General features: G+C 68.3%; 8 protein-coding genes, 1 other RNA gene and 1 pseudogene. 2 read left to right on the plus strand and 8 right to left on the minus strand.

Annotation, left to right across the window (positions count from 1 at the left end; genetic code table 11):
- Nucleotides 1-97: 97 nt before the first annotated feature.
- The 3 genes from GRC12_RS14010 to GRC12_RS14020 form a co-directional block, all read right to left on the minus strand.
- Nucleotides 98-1051, minus strand: a complete 954-nt coding sequence (locus GRC12_RS14010) for an ATP-binding cassette domain-containing protein (protein WP_208779568.1) — start codon at nt 1049-1051, stop codon at nt 98-100.
- Between the two features lie 151 nt (nt 1052-1202).
- Complete coding sequence (locus GRC12_RS14015; protein WP_208779569.1) at nt 1203-1913, minus strand: TrmB family transcriptional regulator sugar-binding domain-containing protein; 711 nt, start codon at nt 1911-1913, stop codon at nt 1203-1205.
- 618 nt (nt 1914-2531) lie between these two features.
- Entirely contained in the window at nt 2532-3161 is a 630-nt protein-coding gene (locus tag GRC12_RS14020; protein ID WP_208779570.1) for an HAD family acid phosphatase, read from the minus strand.
- 601 nt (nt 3162-3762) lie between these two features.
- On the opposite strand from GRC12_RS14020, the gene GRC12_RS14025 reads away from it, so the two are divergent.
- Nucleotides 3763-4452, plus strand: a complete 690-nt coding sequence (locus tag GRC12_RS14025) for a DUF4142 domain-containing protein (protein ID WP_208779576.1) — start codon at nt 3763-3765, stop codon at nt 4450-4452.
- 302 nt (nt 4453-4754) lie between these two features.
- Here GRC12_RS14025 and GRC12_RS14030 read toward each other — a convergent pair whose 3' ends face one another.
- Nucleotides 4755-6641 (minus strand): DUF2075 domain-containing protein, encoded by a 1887-nt coding sequence (locus GRC12_RS14030; protein WP_208779571.1) that lies wholly within the window; start codon nt 6639-6641, stop codon nt 4755-4757.
- Nucleotides 6642-7756: 1115 nt separating this feature from the next.
- On the minus strand, nt 7757-14527 hold the full coding sequence (locus tag GRC12_RS14035; RefSeq protein ID WP_208779572.1) for a DUF3320 domain-containing protein: 6771 nt from the start codon (nt 14525-14527) through the stop codon (nt 7757-7759).
- A 461-nt stretch (nt 14528-14988) separates the two neighbouring features.
- Here GRC12_RS14035 and GRC12_RS14040 point away from each other — a divergent pair, with 461 nt between their 5' ends.
- A complete protein-coding gene (locus GRC12_RS14040; RefSeq protein WP_208779573.1) occupies nt 14989-16041 on the plus strand; it encodes a hypothetical protein in 1053 nt (350 codons plus the stop codon).
- A 451-nt stretch (nt 16042-16492) separates the two neighbouring features.
- On the opposite strand, the gene rnpB is transcribed toward GRC12_RS14040, so the two are convergent.
- From rnpB to GRC12_RS14055, 3 genes and pseudogenes are all read right to left on the minus strand, one after another.
- Nucleotides 16493-16908: RNase P RNA component class A (gene rnpB / locus GRC12_RS14045), an RNA gene on the minus strand.
- Nucleotides 16909-17089: 181 nt separating this feature from the next.
- Nucleotides 17090-17872: pseudogene (locus tag GRC12_RS46920) on the minus strand (DMT family transporter); the annotation flags it as partial.
- Nucleotides 17873-17894: 22 nt separating this feature from the next.
- The coding region (locus GRC12_RS14055; RefSeq protein ID WP_208779574.1) for a helix-turn-helix transcriptional regulator at nt 17895-18292 on the minus strand (398 nt) is incomplete at its 5' end.

Raw genomic sequence — 18292 nt, forward strand, 5'->3', positions numbered from 1 at the left:
GGCGCGACGACGGGGGCGGGGCAGGCGTCGGTCAGCCGGCGGATGGTCCACAGGTTCATGAAGCGGCTCGGGTGTCGGGGGGCGGATGTGGTCGGTCTCAGAAGGGGACCGGAACAGCGGTCCGCTGATCGGCGAGGGCCAAGTAGACGTCGTCGAGTGTCGGTTCGGACAGTGAGATGCCGGTGATCTCCACTCCCGCGGTGTCGAACGCGCGGACGGCCGCGGCGAGTCCGACGGAACCCTCGACTCCGGCGGTGACCGTTCCCGCGGGTTCGCCCGGACAGGGGTCGAGTCCCGCCGTCCGCAGGGCGGTGAGTGCGGCAGCGGTGGCGCCGGGATCGGCGAGTGTGGCCCGGACCGTGCTACCGCCCAGTTGTCCCTTGAGCTGGGCGACCGAACCGTCCGCGACGCACCTTCCCTTGGCGAGCACCATGACCCGATCGGCCAGTTGCTCGGCCTCCTCCAGGTACTGGGTGGTCAGCAGCACAGTGGTGCCCGCGCTCACCAGCGTGCGGACGAGGTCCCACAGGGCGTTGCGGCTGACCGGGTCGAGCCCCGTGGTGGGCTCGTCCAGGAAGAGCACCTGCGGCCGGCCCACGAAGCTGCTGGCGAGGTCGAGCCGTCTCCGCATTCCTCCCGAGTACGTGCCCGCCGGCCGGTCGGCGGACTCGGTCAGCGCGAACATGTCCAGCAGTTCCTCGGCACGTGCCGCCGCCTCTTTCTTGCCGGCCCCGAGCAGACGTGCCACGAGCAGCAGGTTCGCGCGTCCGGTGAGGCTCTCGTCCACGGCCGCGAACTGGCCCGTGAGACCGATGCGGCGACGTACCTCACGTGCCTCGCGCACCACGTCGTATCCCGCGATCCGCGCCGTCCCATTCGTGGGCGGCAGCAGGGTGGCGAGAATACTCACCAGTGTGCTTTTACCCGCTCCGTTATGACCGAGCAGACAGAGAATTCGCCCTTTTTCCATTCGGAAGCTGATGTCGTCGAGTGCTCGTGTGGCACCGAACGTTCTGCCCAGCTCCCTAGCTTCGATCATCACGTCACTCATCGATGCCGTTCCTCGCAGATAGCGGCTGAGAAGCCTCTTGTGGAGGCAGGAAGATCCTGCAATCCCCACTGTCCGCACCACAAGGAGAACTACAGCAAGCTGCCAGAGACCTGAGGCTTTCCGTATTGTCAAAGGTCAGTGTGACAAGTTCTTACCGCGCCAGTTGGCCGGTACCGGGAGGCAGCGGATCGGCCGACGGGGAGAGCAGCCCGAGTTCGACGGCCCGGGCGCCGGCCTGAAATCGTGAGTTCGCTCCCAGCTCACGCGTTATTTCCGCGACGTTGCGCCTGTACGTGCGGACCGACACGCCGAGTTCGCGGGCAGCGGCCTCGTCGGTGCGGCCCGAGCTCAGGGCCAGGAGGATGCGCCGGCCGAGCGCACTGCGCGAGCGTTCACTCAGCCTCCGGTGGTCGGAGAGCGCCGCGCTGCTCGACCACGACACGGCGAAGAGGCTGCACAGGTTGCGCAGCACGGCCGGAGCCCGCACGACCACCGCCTCGCGTACGGCGACTCCGTTGCGGATCCACACCGCGCCGACAACGCTGTCAGCGAGCACCAGCTCCTGTAAGGGCGCTCTGACCAGGCGGGTGTCGACGCCGGGTGCGTACTTGTCCAGGTGCTCCAGGAAGCGGCGGTCCCGCAGCAGGCCGGCCCGGCCAAGCAGCCTGACGTTCACCCCGCGTGCGGTGGCCCGGCCGAGCCGGTCGACCAGTTGGCGCGTCTCGCCCTCGCCCTCCCCGGAGAGGACGACAGCGAGATGGTGCCGGGCCGAGGCGATCATCTCCTCCGCCGCGACGCCCACCGACGTCTCGTCCGGTTCCAGCGAGGCCACCAACCGCTCCACGTTCCGGTGGCGGTCCACCGCGATTTCCACGAGTTTCTGGGCCTGCAGCAGTGCCCCTTCGATTTCGTCGCTGAAGGGCCTCGATTCCGAATGGGCCGCATGGGCTGCGTCGGCCCTGGAATCGGTGGTTATCTCGGGATTGACTGACGTACTGGGCACAGCTCCCCCTGAAGCTTGACCAATAGGAGTCCCCGCCAATCCGGGCGCCCTTGCACACCAAAGACCCCCGGCACGGGGCGATACTCATGCGAACAGCCAGAGAAAAACCTAGCGAGGTGCCGGACAGAGCCCATGGACAGGCAAACGAGCGATACGCACAATACAGCGGACGTTCCGCATCTCGACCTACACCCCCGTTAAATAGACGCAGGCGACAAACTGGACATCAGTCTCAAGACCGGTCCGGAACTGCCTGAGCCATTCCCGTTGTCTCGACGTTACCCAGGACAGCTCCGTAACGTCAAACACCCCTGTCGGGCAATAATTACGGAAAACCTCATTGTGATGACGGAAGCTCTTCTTGTACTCCACCGGACCATCGATCGCGAGCGCCTCCGGCCCGCACGTGCATTGGCCGGGCCGAAGGCGCCATCCCGTCAGGGGATGTCGGTCACTGGCCTCCCAGGACGCTTCCGGTCAGTCCAGGGCCCCGTCGTAGTCGGGCAGTTTGAAGGTCCGCTCCGCGTGACCTCCGACGAGATCCGTCGCATTGTTCCCGATGTTGGCGATGATCGTGTATCCCTGGCCCTCGATCTCGGAGCGCTTCGCCGTCTTGAACTCGGCCTTGTCACCGAACAGATCGCCGAGGCCCCGCTGGTACAGACCCGTCACCGGATACCCCACCGCTTCCAGGTTCGCCTTGGTGATGAACCCGATCAGGTCGGGACGCGCGGTGATGAAGAATATGGCGGCGCCCCTGCTGTGGGCGTATTGCGCCAGTTCCAGTGTCGGCTTGACCGCAGGGGTCGGCGGAAACGGCTGGAAGTGCGTCTCCAGTGACGTGTTGTCGATGTCGAGAACGATCGCCGGCTTCTGCCCGGCGGTGTTGTCGAGCCGCCGCTGAACGTAGGGGCGGGCCTCGTCGATCACCTTGCGCACATCGCTCTGCCAGGTGTCGTAGTCCACCTCCGCGGCCTCGGCCCGCACGACCGTCGACCGGCCCTGGTCCACCGGCGCCGCATGTGCCTGTGTCACACCTGCCGCCCCCAGAACGAGCGTCGCCGCCATGGTCGCCACGGCTCTGCCCCTCGCCGCGATCCTGGCCATTCGTTCCTCCCTCGTGTCCACTGCGCGGCGACCAGTCAGCCACCGCCCAGCCGAACCTAAGAGGCCAGGACGACCCTGATGGCGTGCGTGACCGCAACCGGAGGGAAGGCGTCTGCCTTCGCCGTCCGTGCTCGCGGGCCCGCGCGCCTTTCCGCCACACAGGCCGAATCACTGGCAGGAAGTTGCCAACCGTGAACCCCGACGAGTGCGGTCCGACGCGACCGCGAACGTGGTATGGCCTGAGATTCGGGGATTCGGCACTGGAACGCCAGGAGCGGAGCATGACATACGTGGGTGTCTTCGAGACCGGAAAGCACCAGAAGTGCGGGAATGGACCTGGCCCTTCCCGGCCGCCGCTACATGATCGACGGTGAGGCGCCCGCCCTCTAGGGCCTAACGGCCCTTTCTCTGCCCGTAGTTGGGGTCTAACGGACCTGCGGCCCGCCAACCGTCACCGACCATCCGATCCCTTTGCCAACCCATGACGAGGCCAAGAGGTTCTTCAGTACCCCACATCCGTAATTGCGGTGTGTGCGGGATCCGATGAACCGGATCAGGAGACACGGTGCTCGTTTCACGGAAGGCGGCGGGAACTCTCTTCATAGGTGGCGCGGTCAGCCTCACCCTCGGTTCCCTCCTCTACCCCGCCATGCTCGGAGTCCAGAAGGTCAGCAGCGCACCGTCGCGTGTCATCGCGCACCCAACGACCGGGCCACTGACGGCAGCGGACCGGGACTTCGTGGTCAAGGTGCGCGCAGCCGACCTGTGGGAGTACCCCGTCGGTGAAGAGGCGCTGAAGAAGGGAACGACCAAGGCGGTCAGAAGCGCCGGGGAGCAGTTGGTCGCCGGGGACGCCGCGTTGGACGCCGCTTGTCGCAACGCTGCCGCCCAGCTGGGCATCACGCTGCCCAACCAGCCATCACCCCAACAGCAGGACTTCGAGTCCCGCCTGAACGGCGAAAGCGGCAAGCAGTTCGCCACGGACATGGCCACCACCATCCGCACGACGAACGGCCAGTTCCTCACCACGATCGCCGCCGTCCGCACCACCACGAGGAACACACTGATCCGCGCCCTGGCCAACCAGGCCAACAACATGGTCCTGAACCACATCTCCGCCGTGGAGAAAACCGGCCTGGTCGACTTCACCCAGGTCCTCACCCAGGAGACCGCCACCCCCAATCTCCCGGCCCAGGACCTCACGCCACCGCCCCCGAGCGCGGGCCAGCCGCAGGCCGTCCTCACACCGCCGGCGAACAGCACGGTGTCACCGAGCCCGACGGTGGGATGAGGTGGGGCCCGGGGCGAGCCACCTCCGCCGACCTGGCGGCCGTCGGGTTCGGCCCCGGCCTCCCACCATCCCGAAAGGCGCTACTCCAGGAGGCCGCGGTGCGCGAGGGCCCGGAGACGCGCCATCCGAGAAGTCAGTGATCCCTTCCGGTGTTCGGGCTCGGCAGGAGCGTCCGGCGGGCCCAATGGCCCAGCAGTACCGTCCCGCCGACCAGAAGCGGCACCGGGTCGGCAAGGGGGGTCTCGAAGATCTAGATCGGCAGCGTCCATGAATTGCAGCTCCCTCAGCACCGGCCATGCCTCTCAGGCCGGCACCGCATCTCGGGCCGTCCCACCCGCCAGTTCCCGAAGCTTCTCCCGCGTCTCCGGGTCCGTCGAGTAGACAATCGTGCCCACCATGCCCCGGGTCAGCAGGACCTTGTACGTGTTACGGATCAGTCGGTCCACATCGGTGTCGGGGGTGGACTTCTTGAAGACCGGGTCCTTCGACGCCGTCCGATCCGTGACCCAGCGGTCGCCGCGCCAGAGCAGATCGGGGCCGATGATCACGCCGGACCAGTCGTACTCGAAGCCCTGGGCGGTGTAGACGCAGCCGACCTGTCCGAAGCCCGCCGGGTCGGTGGCCCACAGGGCGGCCGGGGGCGCGCCGGAGACGGCGCGGTCCCCTCGCAGGTTCCAGGGGCGAGCCCAGTCCCCGATGACCACGTCGGGCGGGAGCGGGGCGCCAGGCTTGGGTTCCGGGGACCAGCGCCAGCAGTAGCCCGCGGACATACGGGCGCCGTAATTCTGGGTCCGGCGAGCCTCGAGGAAGGCTTCCAACTCCCGCGGGCTGTCGGCGACCAGCAACTGCATGCGGCCGTCGGGTTCCCACACGACCGGCCCGCCCGACTCCAGGCCGAGGAGGCGGACCACCCAGCGCAGGTAGGCGTCGCTGCCTCCGCAGCGGAACTGGCTGTCGAGCGGGACGACGCTGCACGGGATGTCCCGCTTCGCCGCTGCCGCCTTGATCTCGGCCACGGTGCCCATCTCACCGGGGCGCACGACCTGGTGCTCGTCGAGGAAGAAGACGGGCACGTAGGCGACGTCGATGAGTTCGTCGATCTGTGCCCTGCCGGTACGGTTCTCGGCGCGCGTGTAACGGTTGGCCGAGGTCTCCCGGATGCGGTGGGCCTCGTCGCAGATCAGGGCACCGAGGCTGTTCTTCTCGGCCGTCATGAAGCTGTTGAAGTACTTGAACAGGTCCTGGACTTCGCGCTTGCGGGCTCCGGCAACCTTCCTCATCGTCTTCGTGAAGGACTGCGAGCCGGTGGCGTGCAGTGCCGGTACCCCTCGACGGTAGAGCTCGCCGAGCAGTTGGAGAGCGATGACGCTCTTGCCAGTGCCGGGGCCGCCCGTGACGATGACGACTTCCTTGCGGTCGGCGTGCTTCGCCTTCTCCACCGCGTTCAGCACCAGGCGGTACGCGACCTGCTGCTCGTCGAGGAGGACGAACTGGGTTCGCTCGCGCACCTCCTTGGCAGCCACGGACATGAGCTGCTTCGACGGCACCGTGGCGCCCGCGCGAAGTTCGTCCGCTGCCTGGGCCCCGGGATGCCTGTCGCTCAGCCTCGTACGAAGGTGGTCGAGGAAAGCACCGCGGCCTTCCGCCGTGAAGAGCAGTCCGTGGCCGTCACGCTCGATCTGCCGCAGCCCGGTCACGCCGAACTCGGTGGCATTGTGCAGATAGGCCACTCCGGCCACCCGGCGCGCGTGTTCGGCCACCGCCCCATTGAAATTGACGAGGTACTCGCAGTAACGGCGGACCTGTTCGATGGGGTTGAGGACCGGATGGGCATAGGCGTCGACATGGCACAGGGTGGGGTCGTCCTCGTGGGGCAGCGCCTGGCTCCACTGCTTCAGCTCCACCACGACGTAGGACGGCTCTCCTGTGACCGGGTGCACTCCGGCGAGGACGACGTCGGCGCGCTTGCTGTTCAGCGGTAGCGCGTACTCCAGCATGACCTCCACGTCGCCCAGGCCGGCGTCGTTGAGTGCGGCGGCCAGGACGGGGATGCTGCGCTCCCAGGAACGCACCTCCGAGGCGCCGGGCCGATAACCATGCATGTGGACGAACTGGTCGGTGAGGTGCAGGAACAGCGAACCGTCGAGTGCCATGACGGCGACCGTTTTCGCGGACGCGCGGAATAGCAAGGACTTCCCCCAGGCAGCACGAAAAGACTCGTGCGGGTGGGGGCATGTCCTTTGAAACTCCACCGGGGTGGAGCGGAAGCCCGTCGGGCCGCGTTGACGATGTGTCTGAGGGTACCTGGCGGTACTGACAGTCGTACCGGTGGTCGCAGTGGCGGCCGCGGACGCCGTGCCTGGTCTCCCCTATCAACGTCCGAAGCCCGGAGTGCAGGGCCTCTGCCCCTCTGGAGTCGGTCGACCTCGGTGGCGTCCGCGTTCTCTCAGCGGATGTGGCCAGTGTGGCACTTAATTGCGTCCGCCCCGTCGCCTTCAGGACAGGCAACGGGGCGGACGGAGAAGGGGGGCGCTCGTGTGGCTCGTGAGGGGATCATCAGCGCCTCCGCTCTAGGACACGCAGAATGCGTTCGGAGAGAAGGCGCGCATCACGCCGCCTGGTGGGCCTCTTCGACCAGACGGCCGGCATGAAGATGCCAGCGATCACGATCAGGGGCACGCCCAGTAGAGCAACGGCGATCCAGGGAGCGGCTGCGACCGACGCTGTGGCAGCACTGGCGCCCAGCGTGATCAGCAGCCCGCGGCTCACGGGTCACAATTGCTGGCCATCGCAAAATCCTTCCGATCGGAACCGGGCTAGCTTGGACCCTCCGGTTCGGGTGGGTGTGTGCCTCGCTCCCGTTTGGCGGCCGGGGGCTGAGGAACAGGCCAGGGACCAATAGTCAGAGACAGCACAACGTCGAGGGCGGGGGGGGCTGGCCTGTCCCCCGGGCCCGCACCGCTGCGTCCGATACTCGTGCTTCGCCACTCTGCGTGGAAAATTCGGCCGCTCTGCGCGGGGGATGAGATGTCGATGTTGGGAACGCGCGGGGGCCTCTGCCGTTAGGTGTAAGCACTTCGCTGCACATTCTGGCACGCCCGAACGGCCAGCGGAGGTTCAACGGGACGCTCTCGCCGAAGTGTTGATGACGTGGCGTCCTCGTTGATCGACCTCGGAACCGTGGCAAAGTCCGAACGGCACCCAAGATTCGGACCGCTGTTAACGGGACATCGCATGACGCTTGTCCCGTCCCTGCCAGCCCAGCGGGCCCTCTGGGCGATACGAGAAGGCCTGCCGCAACGGATCAAGAACCCTCCGCAGGCATCAGACCGCCCTCCGACTCGATCAAGTCCCCGGCGGCGATCAACGCCTCGATGTCGCCAGTCAGCGCATCCCGGATATCGGCTCCGAGCCGCGCCCACCCGAAGAAACGAGCGGCCTCCCGCAGCAGGTCCTCGCGGTGTACACCAGGTCCTTCGTCGACCACGTTTGTCAGCACGAGCTGCCGCTCCGCCACGGGAACCTCCGCCACTCGTCGGGCACACCGCTCCGTCGGGGTGCGGGCGAACTCCGTCTTGTGGCCGGGCCTGCCGTAGGCCGTACCGACGTGAACGATCTTGCCCTGCTTGAGCAAGCGACGAAGAGCTCGGTCGATGCGGTCGCGGACCACCTGGCCTGCTCGTCCGAGGCCCCACGCGAGTCGGACTCGGGTGTAGATCACTTCCTTCTCGACAGGCCCTTCCACCTCGACCACGCACAACGCCACATCCGCCACCACGTCGAGGGCATCGGGATCCTGCAACTCCGTACCCCGGATGCCCCGCTGGTTACTCGATCGGACACGTACCTCTGCCAACAGGACGGGGTCGACCTCCTGGTAGGGACGGCTCCAGGGCGCAGGGCCGGCGTCGACCGTCACGAATTCCACTCGCGGGGCTGCCGGACCAGCTGATCCCCCTTCGGCAGACTCTCCGCGCGCCGCGCTCACTGGGCCGCCCGCGGGATCTGCCGTACTGTCACCATTGCCACGGTAGTCGCCGCTGTCGTCCAGCCCCGCGGGTGGCGCCACTCGCACCGCATGCGGATCCTCCGCACACGCCGCCTCCACCGCGACCCGCAGCCGCGCCATTGCATCCCGGCGGTTCCTGTACCAGTCCGTACCCCAGATTCGGTGCAGCCGCCAACCCAGGTCGCGGAGAACCGCTTCCCTGAGCCGGTCGCGGTCGCGAGCCGCCCGCGAGGAGTGGTACATGGCGCCGTCGCACTCGATGCCCAGCGCGTACGTGCCGGGCGCCCCCGGCTGCCGTACCGCCATGTCGATGCGGAAACCGGCCACCCCCACCTGCGGCTGGACCTCATACCCCCAGCCGCGCAGGACGCCGATGACCTCCTCTTCGAAGGGGCTCTCCGGAGCCGCCCCCGGATCGGCGGCCTCCGTCTGGAGGACCGCAGGACCGTGCTGGGCGTACTGCAGGTACCGCTTCAGGTGCTGCACGCTCTTGTTGGCGCTGTCCGGCAGATCGCCTCCGTGGAAGGAGGCGATGACCTCCATGCGGCGCCGGGCGCGGGTCACGGCCACGTTGAGGCGTCGCCAACCGCCGTCCCTGTTGATGGGGCCGAAGGTCGACAGCAACTTGCCCCGGTGGTCGGGGCCGTAGCCGATGGACAGGATGATGACGTCGCGCTCGTCGCCCTGGACGCTTTCGAGGTTCTTGATGAAGAAACCGTCGAGCCGGCCCTCCGTGAAGTGGTGGTCGAGGTCCGGGCGGGCCACCCTCGCCTTCTGCACCGCCTCCTCGATTGCCTCCGCCTGCGCCTTCGACAGCGCGACCACGCCGAGGGTGTGCTCGGGGCGGGTGTCGAAGTGGTGGATGACGCGCTGGGCCACCTTGGCGGCCTCGAGGGGGTTGTCGCTGCTCCCGCCGCGGTCGTAGACGCCGTCCGCCTTGATGAAATCCACGCCGATGTCCGGTCCCTGTTCAAGCGCGCCGGGGAACGTGACCATGGAGTTGTCGTAGAAGTCGTGGTTGCTGAAAGCGATCAGGTTCTCGTGCCGGCTGCGGTAGTGCCAGCGCAGGGGCAGCCCGCGCAGGACTCCGCTGGCCTTGCACATGTCGAGAATGGACTCGAAACTGTCGGTGGCGTCCTCGTCCCACTCGTCGCCGTCGCCGCTGTCGCTGGCCGCGCTGAAGAACGAGGTGGGCGGCAGCTGCTTCTGGTCGCCCGCCACGATGAGGGCCTTGCCCCGGTAGACGGAGTTCACCGCGTCCTGCGGCAGCACCTGGGACGCCTCGTCGAAGACGACGACATCGAACACGAAGTCCGGTGGCAGGAACTGGCTGACCGTCAGCGGGCTCATCATGAAGCAGGGCTTGACCAGCCGTACGACGTCGCGTGTCTGTTGGAGCAGTTGCCGTACAGGCATGTGACGCCGCTGCTTCTCGGACTCGCGGCGGATCACGGCGGCCTGACCCACCGATGTCCGGCGAGGGCGGCGGGAGTTGCACGCGGCGATGACCTCGGCGTGCGCCGCGGCCACCAGGTCGTGGTCCGCCTTCTGGAAGCGCTCCACCAACTGGTCGCGTTCCACGGCCCGCATCGGCTTCAGCCTCTGGTCGGTGGCGAGCTGGTGCTCGACCCACGCGGTGAGCACCGCACGTTCCATGGCGGCGGGGAAGTCCTCGGCGGAAACCTCACGGCGTGCGAGCTGGTCGGGCAGCCCGTCGAGGTGGTAGCGGCGCAGCTGGGTCAGTGCGTCGGCGCAACTGGTCCACGCCTCCGGACCGAACGGGTCGCGGTCGAGGCGAGAGAGGACGGACTTGGCAGCGGTGAGGGATTCGGCGAGTTCGCGTCGCAGCTCCTCAGCCCGTTCAGGCTCGAAGTACCCGGTGAGGGTCTCGCGCTGACCCCTCCAGTCGTTGGCGCGGGCCGCGACGGACGGATCGGCCGACGCGGCCAGCATCAGCCGGGCCGCCGGTTGCGACAGGGGCGCGGAGTGGCCGCCATGTGCGGTACGGCGAACCTTCTGGGCCCAGTCCAGGGCGTCCAGGATCGCATCGCGGTCTGTCTCGGTGCCCTGGTAGAGGGAACCGAGAAGGCCTCGGTACGTGGCGTCCTTGTCCGCGAAGGCGGACTCGGCGGCGCGGGCGGAGACGACGGCGGCCACCGCTTCCCGCGCCCGCGACAGAGTGAGGCCCGTCTCCTCGTCCAGGACGCGGGCGGTCGAGCGGATGAGGTCGGCCGCGTCCTCGAAGGGCTCCAGGTGAGCGCGAAGCCAGCTCGACGCCCGTTCGAGAGGGCGGGCGGCAAGCGCTGTGCCGACCGTCGCGACCTGGGGCTGCCCGGTGAACTCCTGCCAGCGGTCCATGTCATGGCGGATCTGGTGCGTCTGTGCCAGGAGTTCGCGCGGTTCGGGTCGGCCGTCGGCCAGGACCTCGACGAGCCTGGTCCGGCGTGCTGGTTCCTTGAGCGCGTCGGGTGCGAGACGGGCGATCAGCCCAGCGGAGTCCAGGGCAGCCCGCAGAGCTTCGGTGTGAAGGTGTCCTTCCAGGGCGTACCGGCCGAGCAAGTCGCGCTGCTGTTCTGTGGCGTACGGGCCCGGTTGCTGTCGGGTCAGGTCGAGGGCGCGGCGCAAGAGCTGTCCCATGGGCTCGTAGCCCGTCACACCGTTGGGCACGGCGTCGTGCAGGTCTTCCGCCAGCGTGTCGAGGCCCCGGTACCAGGGACCGAGAAGACTGCGGTCGGTTACGGCTTGAGCGGCGAACGCCTCTGTCTCCGTCTGTGCCGCGTGCGCGGCCGTGACCGCCGTGCGCGCGGAGGCGAGCGTGTGCTCGGAACCGAGGCCGCTGTCCCGGCGACCGACCGAGGCCACGGTGTCCATCAGCGCGACGGCCTGTCGCAACGGAGCGAGGTGGGCGTGCAGCCAGCGGGCAGCGTCGTGGAGCGGCTGCTTGCTGAGGTCGGAAGCATGCGGTGCCAGAGACTGGCTGTCCAAGTCCCTTCGACAAGTGGCGAGTTCCCTGCGCAGCGCCGCGCCCTGCTCGACGAGTGCGGGTTGTGCCTCTCGGCCGTCGGCCAGGTGAGTGGCGAGCAAGCTCCGGCAGTAGGGGTCGGCGACGGTTTCCGGCGCGAGTGCATGGACCGCTTCTGCGTGCGCGAGTGCCTTGCGCAGTGCCGGGACGTCGGGCAACGTCGTGCCCCGATAACGGCCGATCAGCTCGGCGTGCGCCGTGGCCAGCGAGCGCAGCTTCCCGTGTGCGGTGCACCAGGTGTCGGCGAGTGGCAGCTTGTCGTACAGTTCGCCGCGCCAGGAGCCGCCGTGCGTCAGCTGTGCCACGAGCTTCCGGTCGGCCCGAATGCTGCTGGACAGCATGCCGGCGAGTCCCTGGCGGCCCTCCATGAGCCGGTGGACTGCTTCGGGCAGTTCGGGCGTGGAGACGACTTCGGGCAGGAAGGTGTCGCGTGCCGCCTCCTCCGCGGCGGCGAGGTCTTCGGCGGCCGCGGAGATCTCTGCGACGGCTGCCTGGGCACCGGGGAGTGCCCGGGGGTCGAGCCATGCTTCGAGCGTGCGGTCCGAGGCTGTGGCCAGCTCCACGAGTGTGGCCAGGTCCTCGGCCTCGGACGTCGCCTTCGGCCGGCCGCACCCGAGGCGCTCGGCCACCGAGTCGGCGTGCTCGGCGGCCATCTCAAGGGCGTCGGCGAGCGTGGCGAACCGCTCGGTCAGCTCCGCGGCCTCGCGGCGGGTCAACGATGCGATGTCGGCGCCGGGCGGTTCCAGTGCGATGAGGGCCTGCTCGTTGGCCGGTCGCTCTGCGCTCACTTCAGGACGGAGCTCGGCCCACCCGGGGCCCGCGTGGTCCGTCGCGAGGGCTTGGGCAGAGAGGACCTGGTCCCGTCGTGTGAAGAAGTCGCTCAGTGCGTCAGCGGCGGCCCCGATCGCCGCCTCTTCCGCCCGCTCGGAGCCTTCAGGGACCAGCCACTGCTCGAGAGGGCGGTGTTCGGTGCCGGCCACGGCGATCACGTCACACAGATGACGTGCTTCCTCGGGGATACCGGGGTTCGTGAGCCCGGTGAGTTGGCTGACGTGGTTGAGGCTTTGCAGGGTCCGCTCCAGCACACCAGCGGTCGCGTCGAACTCCCTGGCGAGCTGTCGCGCCTGCTCCTCAGTGAGTCCGGCGAGGTCGAGGCCGCGCGGCGCCATCGCCGAGAGCGTCTTCTCGGCTTCCCCCGGCTCAGCCGTCAGCCTGGTGGACAGCTCCTGCCAACGCTCGCCCACCGCCGCGCGGACGGCAGTGCTCGTACGCTGCACCGTGCGCAGTTCCGCCAGGAAGGCGTCGACCCGGTCGTCCACCTCGTCGGCGAAGGCATCCGTGGTCAACCACGCTTCCGGCGCAGGATTCCGCACGTCGAGCAGCCGCAGGAGCGCGATCAGACGGTCGATTCCGCTCTCGTCCGTGACGGGCACTCCCCCAGGCGCGAGATTCCAGTACCGGTCGACCGCCGCCGTCAGCGCGTCCCGCGCCGCCCGCGCCTGCTCCAGCACAGGACGTGGATGCGGCAGGCCGGCTCGCAGGTCGCGCCAGGGGAACGAGGGATCGGCGACCGCCTCCCAGGCGTCGGAGATGGCTTTCGTCGCCTCGACGATCAGAGGCAGGTCCTCGTCGCTGAGCGTCTCAGCGCGAAACGTCGCCCCTGTCCCGGTGGGGGCGTCGTCACCTTGGCTCAGATAGGCCACCGGCGCCTCGGACAGTTGCCCGACTCGACCGAGCACGTCGTGCAGGGTCCGTCCCAGCGGGTCGCGGACGTCGTTCATAGCTTCGGCGTAGGCGCTGAGAGAAAGGCGCAGTTCCCTGGCCTGGGCCAGGGTCTGCTGTGACAGTTGCGGTGCGCGCGGCTCCTCCGCGAGAGCCCGGCCCAGCTCCTGCGCCACCGCTTTGCGGCTGGTGTTGTGGCTGTGGAGCGCCAGGGCGTACGAGTCGAGTCCGACCGACTTCAGCCGGTCGAGAACGACGTCGAGGGCCGCCGCCTTCTCACTGACGAACAGCACACTGCGGCCTGCGTGCATCAGACCGGCGATCATGTTCGTGATCGTCTGGCTCTTGCCGGTGCCGGGCGGGCCGTCCAGGACGAACGACTGTCCGGCCACGGCCGCGGCGACGGCCTGCCGCTGCGAGGCGTCGGCGTCGAGCACCAGCGGACTGTCCTCGGGCGGGCTCAGTTCGTCGATCCGGTCGAGCTCGATCTCCTCGAAGTCGAAACGGTCGGAGGCGAGTCCGGAGTTCGGGCCGAGCGCCATCGCCCGTACGAGGTCACTGCCGAGGACGCGGTCCTCGTTGTCCAGCAGGTCCTGGTACATCGACTCCTTGTGGGAGGCGAAGAGTGCGAGCACGACACGGTCGGAGATCTGCCATCCGGCCTTGCCCGCCACCGCGCGAGCCGCGGCGGAGAGCACCGCCTGCAGGTCCGAAGGGTCTTGTTCGGCGACCGGCGTCCAGTCGATATGGAATTGCTCCAGCTTCACCTTCAGGGCCGGGTTGAGGCGCGGTTCCTCGTCGTCGCTCGCCCTGAGGCGCAGCCGGCCGTTGCGGGCGCGCTCAATGACCACCGGCATCAGGACCAAGGGGGCGTCGCTGCCTGTCTCACCTCCGTCCTCACGCCAACGGAGCATGCCGATGCCGAGGTTGAGGGTCCACAAGCCGTAATCGTTGAAGACCTGCATCGCTTTGGCGCGCAGACTGTTCAACGCTCGCAGAAGGGAAGGCGCGGCGGTCTTCTGGGTGACTATTCCGTCGGTGCGGTCGCCCTTCTTCGCGAGGGCCACATCGCCGGATCGCATACCCTCGCCGGCCTCCGGCTCCTCGTCCGGGAGCGGCGCGAAGTCCCAGCCACGGGCCAGGCCTTCGACGAGCTCCTGCGCGGATGGAGTGGCGATCTCCAGTGTCGCCGACTTGGTGTGGCGGAAATTGAGCAGCCGGTTGCGGCCGCTCAGGTCCACCAGCGACGTCCGCCAGCTCTCAAGCATCGCCTTGAGGCGGTCGAGTTCCTGGCTGCCCCCGAAGTCACCCGAGTTCGTCACGCTGGTCCCTGATGTTGTCGCTTCTGGGCCAACGGAGCACCGACGCCAACGGCAGTCCCCACTGCCGCCAACGCAAAGCGCGGCCACAGACGTCCGTACTGTCCTGGTGGCCGCACAAGTCCCGCTGATCCCCCCTGGAGGCGGATTCTACGGTCAGCGCACCAATGCGTGAAGCGTTAACTACAGAACGATTTTCTCGCTGCTCACGAAGCCTCGGTGTGTCCAGTGCGCGGCTCCCTAAGGAACAGCGAACGAAGCACCCGACTCCGTCGCCCGGTCTACGACCTCGGCAGTCCGTCCGCCCAGCGCGGGCGTTTGATTCAGGTACTGACGCGCGGAACCATGTCTCCTTCAGCTGATGCTTCACCCCTCCGCCGGGTGACGCTGACTATCAGAACCAGACCTCAGCAACTCGATTAAGGTCACAGGTCAAGAGGTGACTGGCGGCCCGGGGAGGGGAAGTGGCGATCGAGCGTGTGTCGGTCATCGGCGGGGCCCAGCCTGCCGAGGCCCGGGAGGTGGGGCTGTCTGATCTGGGGCTGCGAGAGCGGGCCGATCTCCAGCAGTGGATCATCGCTGACCCGTCCCTCATCGAACCCGGCCTCCTCATCCTGACCGAGGAATACGACAAGTGGGCGACGTCGGGCGGGGACAGGGTCCGTGACCGGCTGGACCTGATGGCCCTCGATTCCGAAGGCCATCTCGTCGTCATCGAACTCAAACGCGACGGTGCCCCGGACGACGTGCATCTGCAGGCCGTCACCTACGCCGCCATGGTGTCCCGGTTCACCGAAGAGGATCTGGCCCGCATCCATGCCGAGTTCCTCCGGCGCACCGACCCCCAGTGCGACACGCAGGACGCGCTGCGGCGCATCCGGGAGCACTGCGGCGACGAGCTGGATGCCGCACTGCTCAAGCAGCCTCGACTCATCCTGGTCGCCCGGTCCTTCCCGCGGCAGGTGACCTCATCGACCGTGTGGCTCAACGAGATGGGCCTCGACGTCAAGCTGGTCCAATTCCGGCTGTGGGACACCGGAGCAGCGCATGTGATGACCACCTCGGTGCTCTATCCGGTCCCCGGGCTCGAGGAGTTCACCGTCGTTCCCGCCCGCGCCGAGAAGGCCGAGACGGCGCAACGGGCGGCGAACAGCACTCGCAACCGCAAAGCAGTGCTGCGGATCCTCGACAACGGATCGGTGAAGTCCGGCCAGATACTGCGGTTCCGCTCGTACCCGGAGTCTCTGGCCTGGGACAACGACGATCTCGACACCTGGGTGGCCGAAGACCCCAGGCGCGGCCGTGCCACCTGGACGGGCGACCGCAGTAGGCCCCTGCGGTGGGAGTACGACGATGAGGTCTACGCGCCGACGTCACTCGTCAAGAAGATGGTCGAGGAGCTGACGGGGAATCGGCCCCGCTATGCCTTCGGAACCAAATACTGGGTGGACGACAGCGGACGGGACCTGGCCGAGCTCGCGGACCTCCCTGCCGACGCCGACGTCACCGCCGACTGAGCCCAGCCGGCGTCACCTGCGACAGGGTGTCAGATCGTAAGGGCGTTAACAGAAAGCCCGAGAAGGCGAGCCACGCCATATACCGGACGCGACGGCCGCCTCGCCCGGACTGCTTCAGCCCCCCGCCAACAGACCCCGTCCACAGACAGGGCCACAACGCCGCGTCTCGTCCGCGTGCGCTGCTGTGCGAAGTCACGCTGATGGACGTACGAGGCGTACGCCGCCACCTCCGCGGCCCGGGACCAAGGCGCAGGGACTCACTCCTGCCTCGTGGCTCCAGGCCGGGCCGACACCACCGCTCTGCCGACTCACCACCCTTGCGCGGTCCTCCGCTCCAACGGCACCACAGCGGAGAGAGTCAGTTTCCGCTTGGCCCGGCCCTCACCTCACAACCGCCCGACGCGGGAAAGGGCCCCCGACCGGGCTACTGCCCAGGCCAGAGCCCCGATGGCAGACGAGTCGGGCTGTACGCCGGGTTCTGTTCCCCGGTCCCTCGCGGGAGTCGGGGTGACGGCCATCCATCTAGGGCCGGTGTTGCCACCGGCCTCGTGCGGTCTACCCGGGGACTTGGGCGGGCAGCCCTCGAACGTCCCCGCAGGAGCCCCGTTCCAATCCCTGGAAGGAACTCCCTTTTGACCTTGCTCCGGGTGGGGTTTACCTAGCTGCCCAGGTCACCCTGGGCACTGGTGGTCTCTTACACCGCCGTTTCACCCTTACCCGGCACCGAAGTGCTGGGCGGTTTGTTTTCTGTGGCACTGTCCCGTGGGTCGCCCCAGGTGGCCGTTAGCCACCACCCTGCCCTGTGGAGCCCGGACGTTCCTCGGGGAGCCCCTCAAGGGGACTCCACGCGGCCGTCCGCCCGGCTCGTCTGCCGTGATGACCATGCTACCCGGCGTGTGCCGGTGCCTGCGGACGGATCGGATGGACCGGACGGAGCGGACGGACCGGTGGGGTCGGCGGGAGCAGCGGTCACCGGGCCCGCCGCCGTCGCCAGTACCGAGCCCGCCAGGATCAGCGTGAACGCCGCCCCTATGCCCCACGTCAGGTCCTCGCCCAGGAAGAGGGCTCCGGCCGCGACCGCGACCGCCGGGTTGACGTATGTGAAGACCGTCGCCCTCGTCGGGCCCACCTCCTTGATCAATTCGAGGAACGCGACGAAGGCCAGGGCCGTGCAGATCACGCCCAGGCCGAGTAGTGCCGACAGGACGGAGGCGGAGGGGAGGGTGGACGGCCAGGAGAGGGCCGCCGAGGGGCCGTATACCAGGGCTGCCAGGGCCAGGCACGGGGCCGTCAGTTGCAGGGTGGGGACGTCCTTCAGCCAGCGGGATGCGATCAGGGGGGCCGTTGCGTAGCCGAGGACCGTGAGGAGTACTTCGACCAAGGAGCGGGCGTCTCCGCCTGTGAGGTGCGGGATGGTCAGGACGGCCACCCCGGCCAGGCCCAGCCCCAGGCCCACCATCCGACGTACGCCCAGCCGCTCCGCGTTGCCGAAGAAGCGGGCCAGCACGACCCCGACAATCGGTACGCCCGCGATCAGCAGGCCCGCCGTCGAGCTGGACAGGTGGCGTTCGGCGTCGGTGAGGGTGAACCAGGGTCCGATGATCTCTATGCACGCGAACGCCAGCATCGGCAGCCAGTGGGAGCGGAGGACGCGGAGCAGGCCGCCGCCTCGGATCGCGAACGGGAGCAGCAAAAGCGCTCCCAGCGCGCATCGCGTGAACACCACCATCGAGGGGGACAACGGAGCGTCCACCGCTACCTTGATCATCAGGTACGGGATACCCCAGACCACTCCCATCAGGGAGAACAGGAACCAGCCGCGTGCAGTCATGCGGACAGGATCGGCCGAGCCGCTACCTGCCGTCTTGAACGCTGTTGCGGTACGCCGCCGGCGTCACCCCCAGCACCCTCCGGAACCAGCGCGTCAGGTGGGCCTGGTCCGCGAAGCCGACCAGGGGCGCGACCTCCGCCGGGCGCAGGCCCGCGTCCAGGAGGCGGCGGGCGCGGGTCACGCGGTGCTGGGCCAGCCAGGCGTACGGCGGTATGCCCATCGTCGTACGGAAGGCGCGGAGGAGTTGGTAGCGGGACAGGTTCAGCTCTGTGGCGAGGGCTGCTAGGGAGGGGGGCTCCAGGAGTTCGTCCGCCAGGCGGTCCCGTACGAGCAGGGCGATGCGCTCGGCGCCTGGGATCTCGTCGGTCGTGGGGCGGGCCGTCGAGTGGCGGCGGGCCAGGGCCGTGAGGAGCCAGGGGA

This window comes from Streptomyces griseorubiginosus (assembly GCF_017614965.1).
GTDB classification, from domain to species: domain Bacteria; phylum Actinomycetota; class Actinomycetes; order Streptomycetales; family Streptomycetaceae; genus Streptomyces; species Streptomyces griseorubiginosus_B.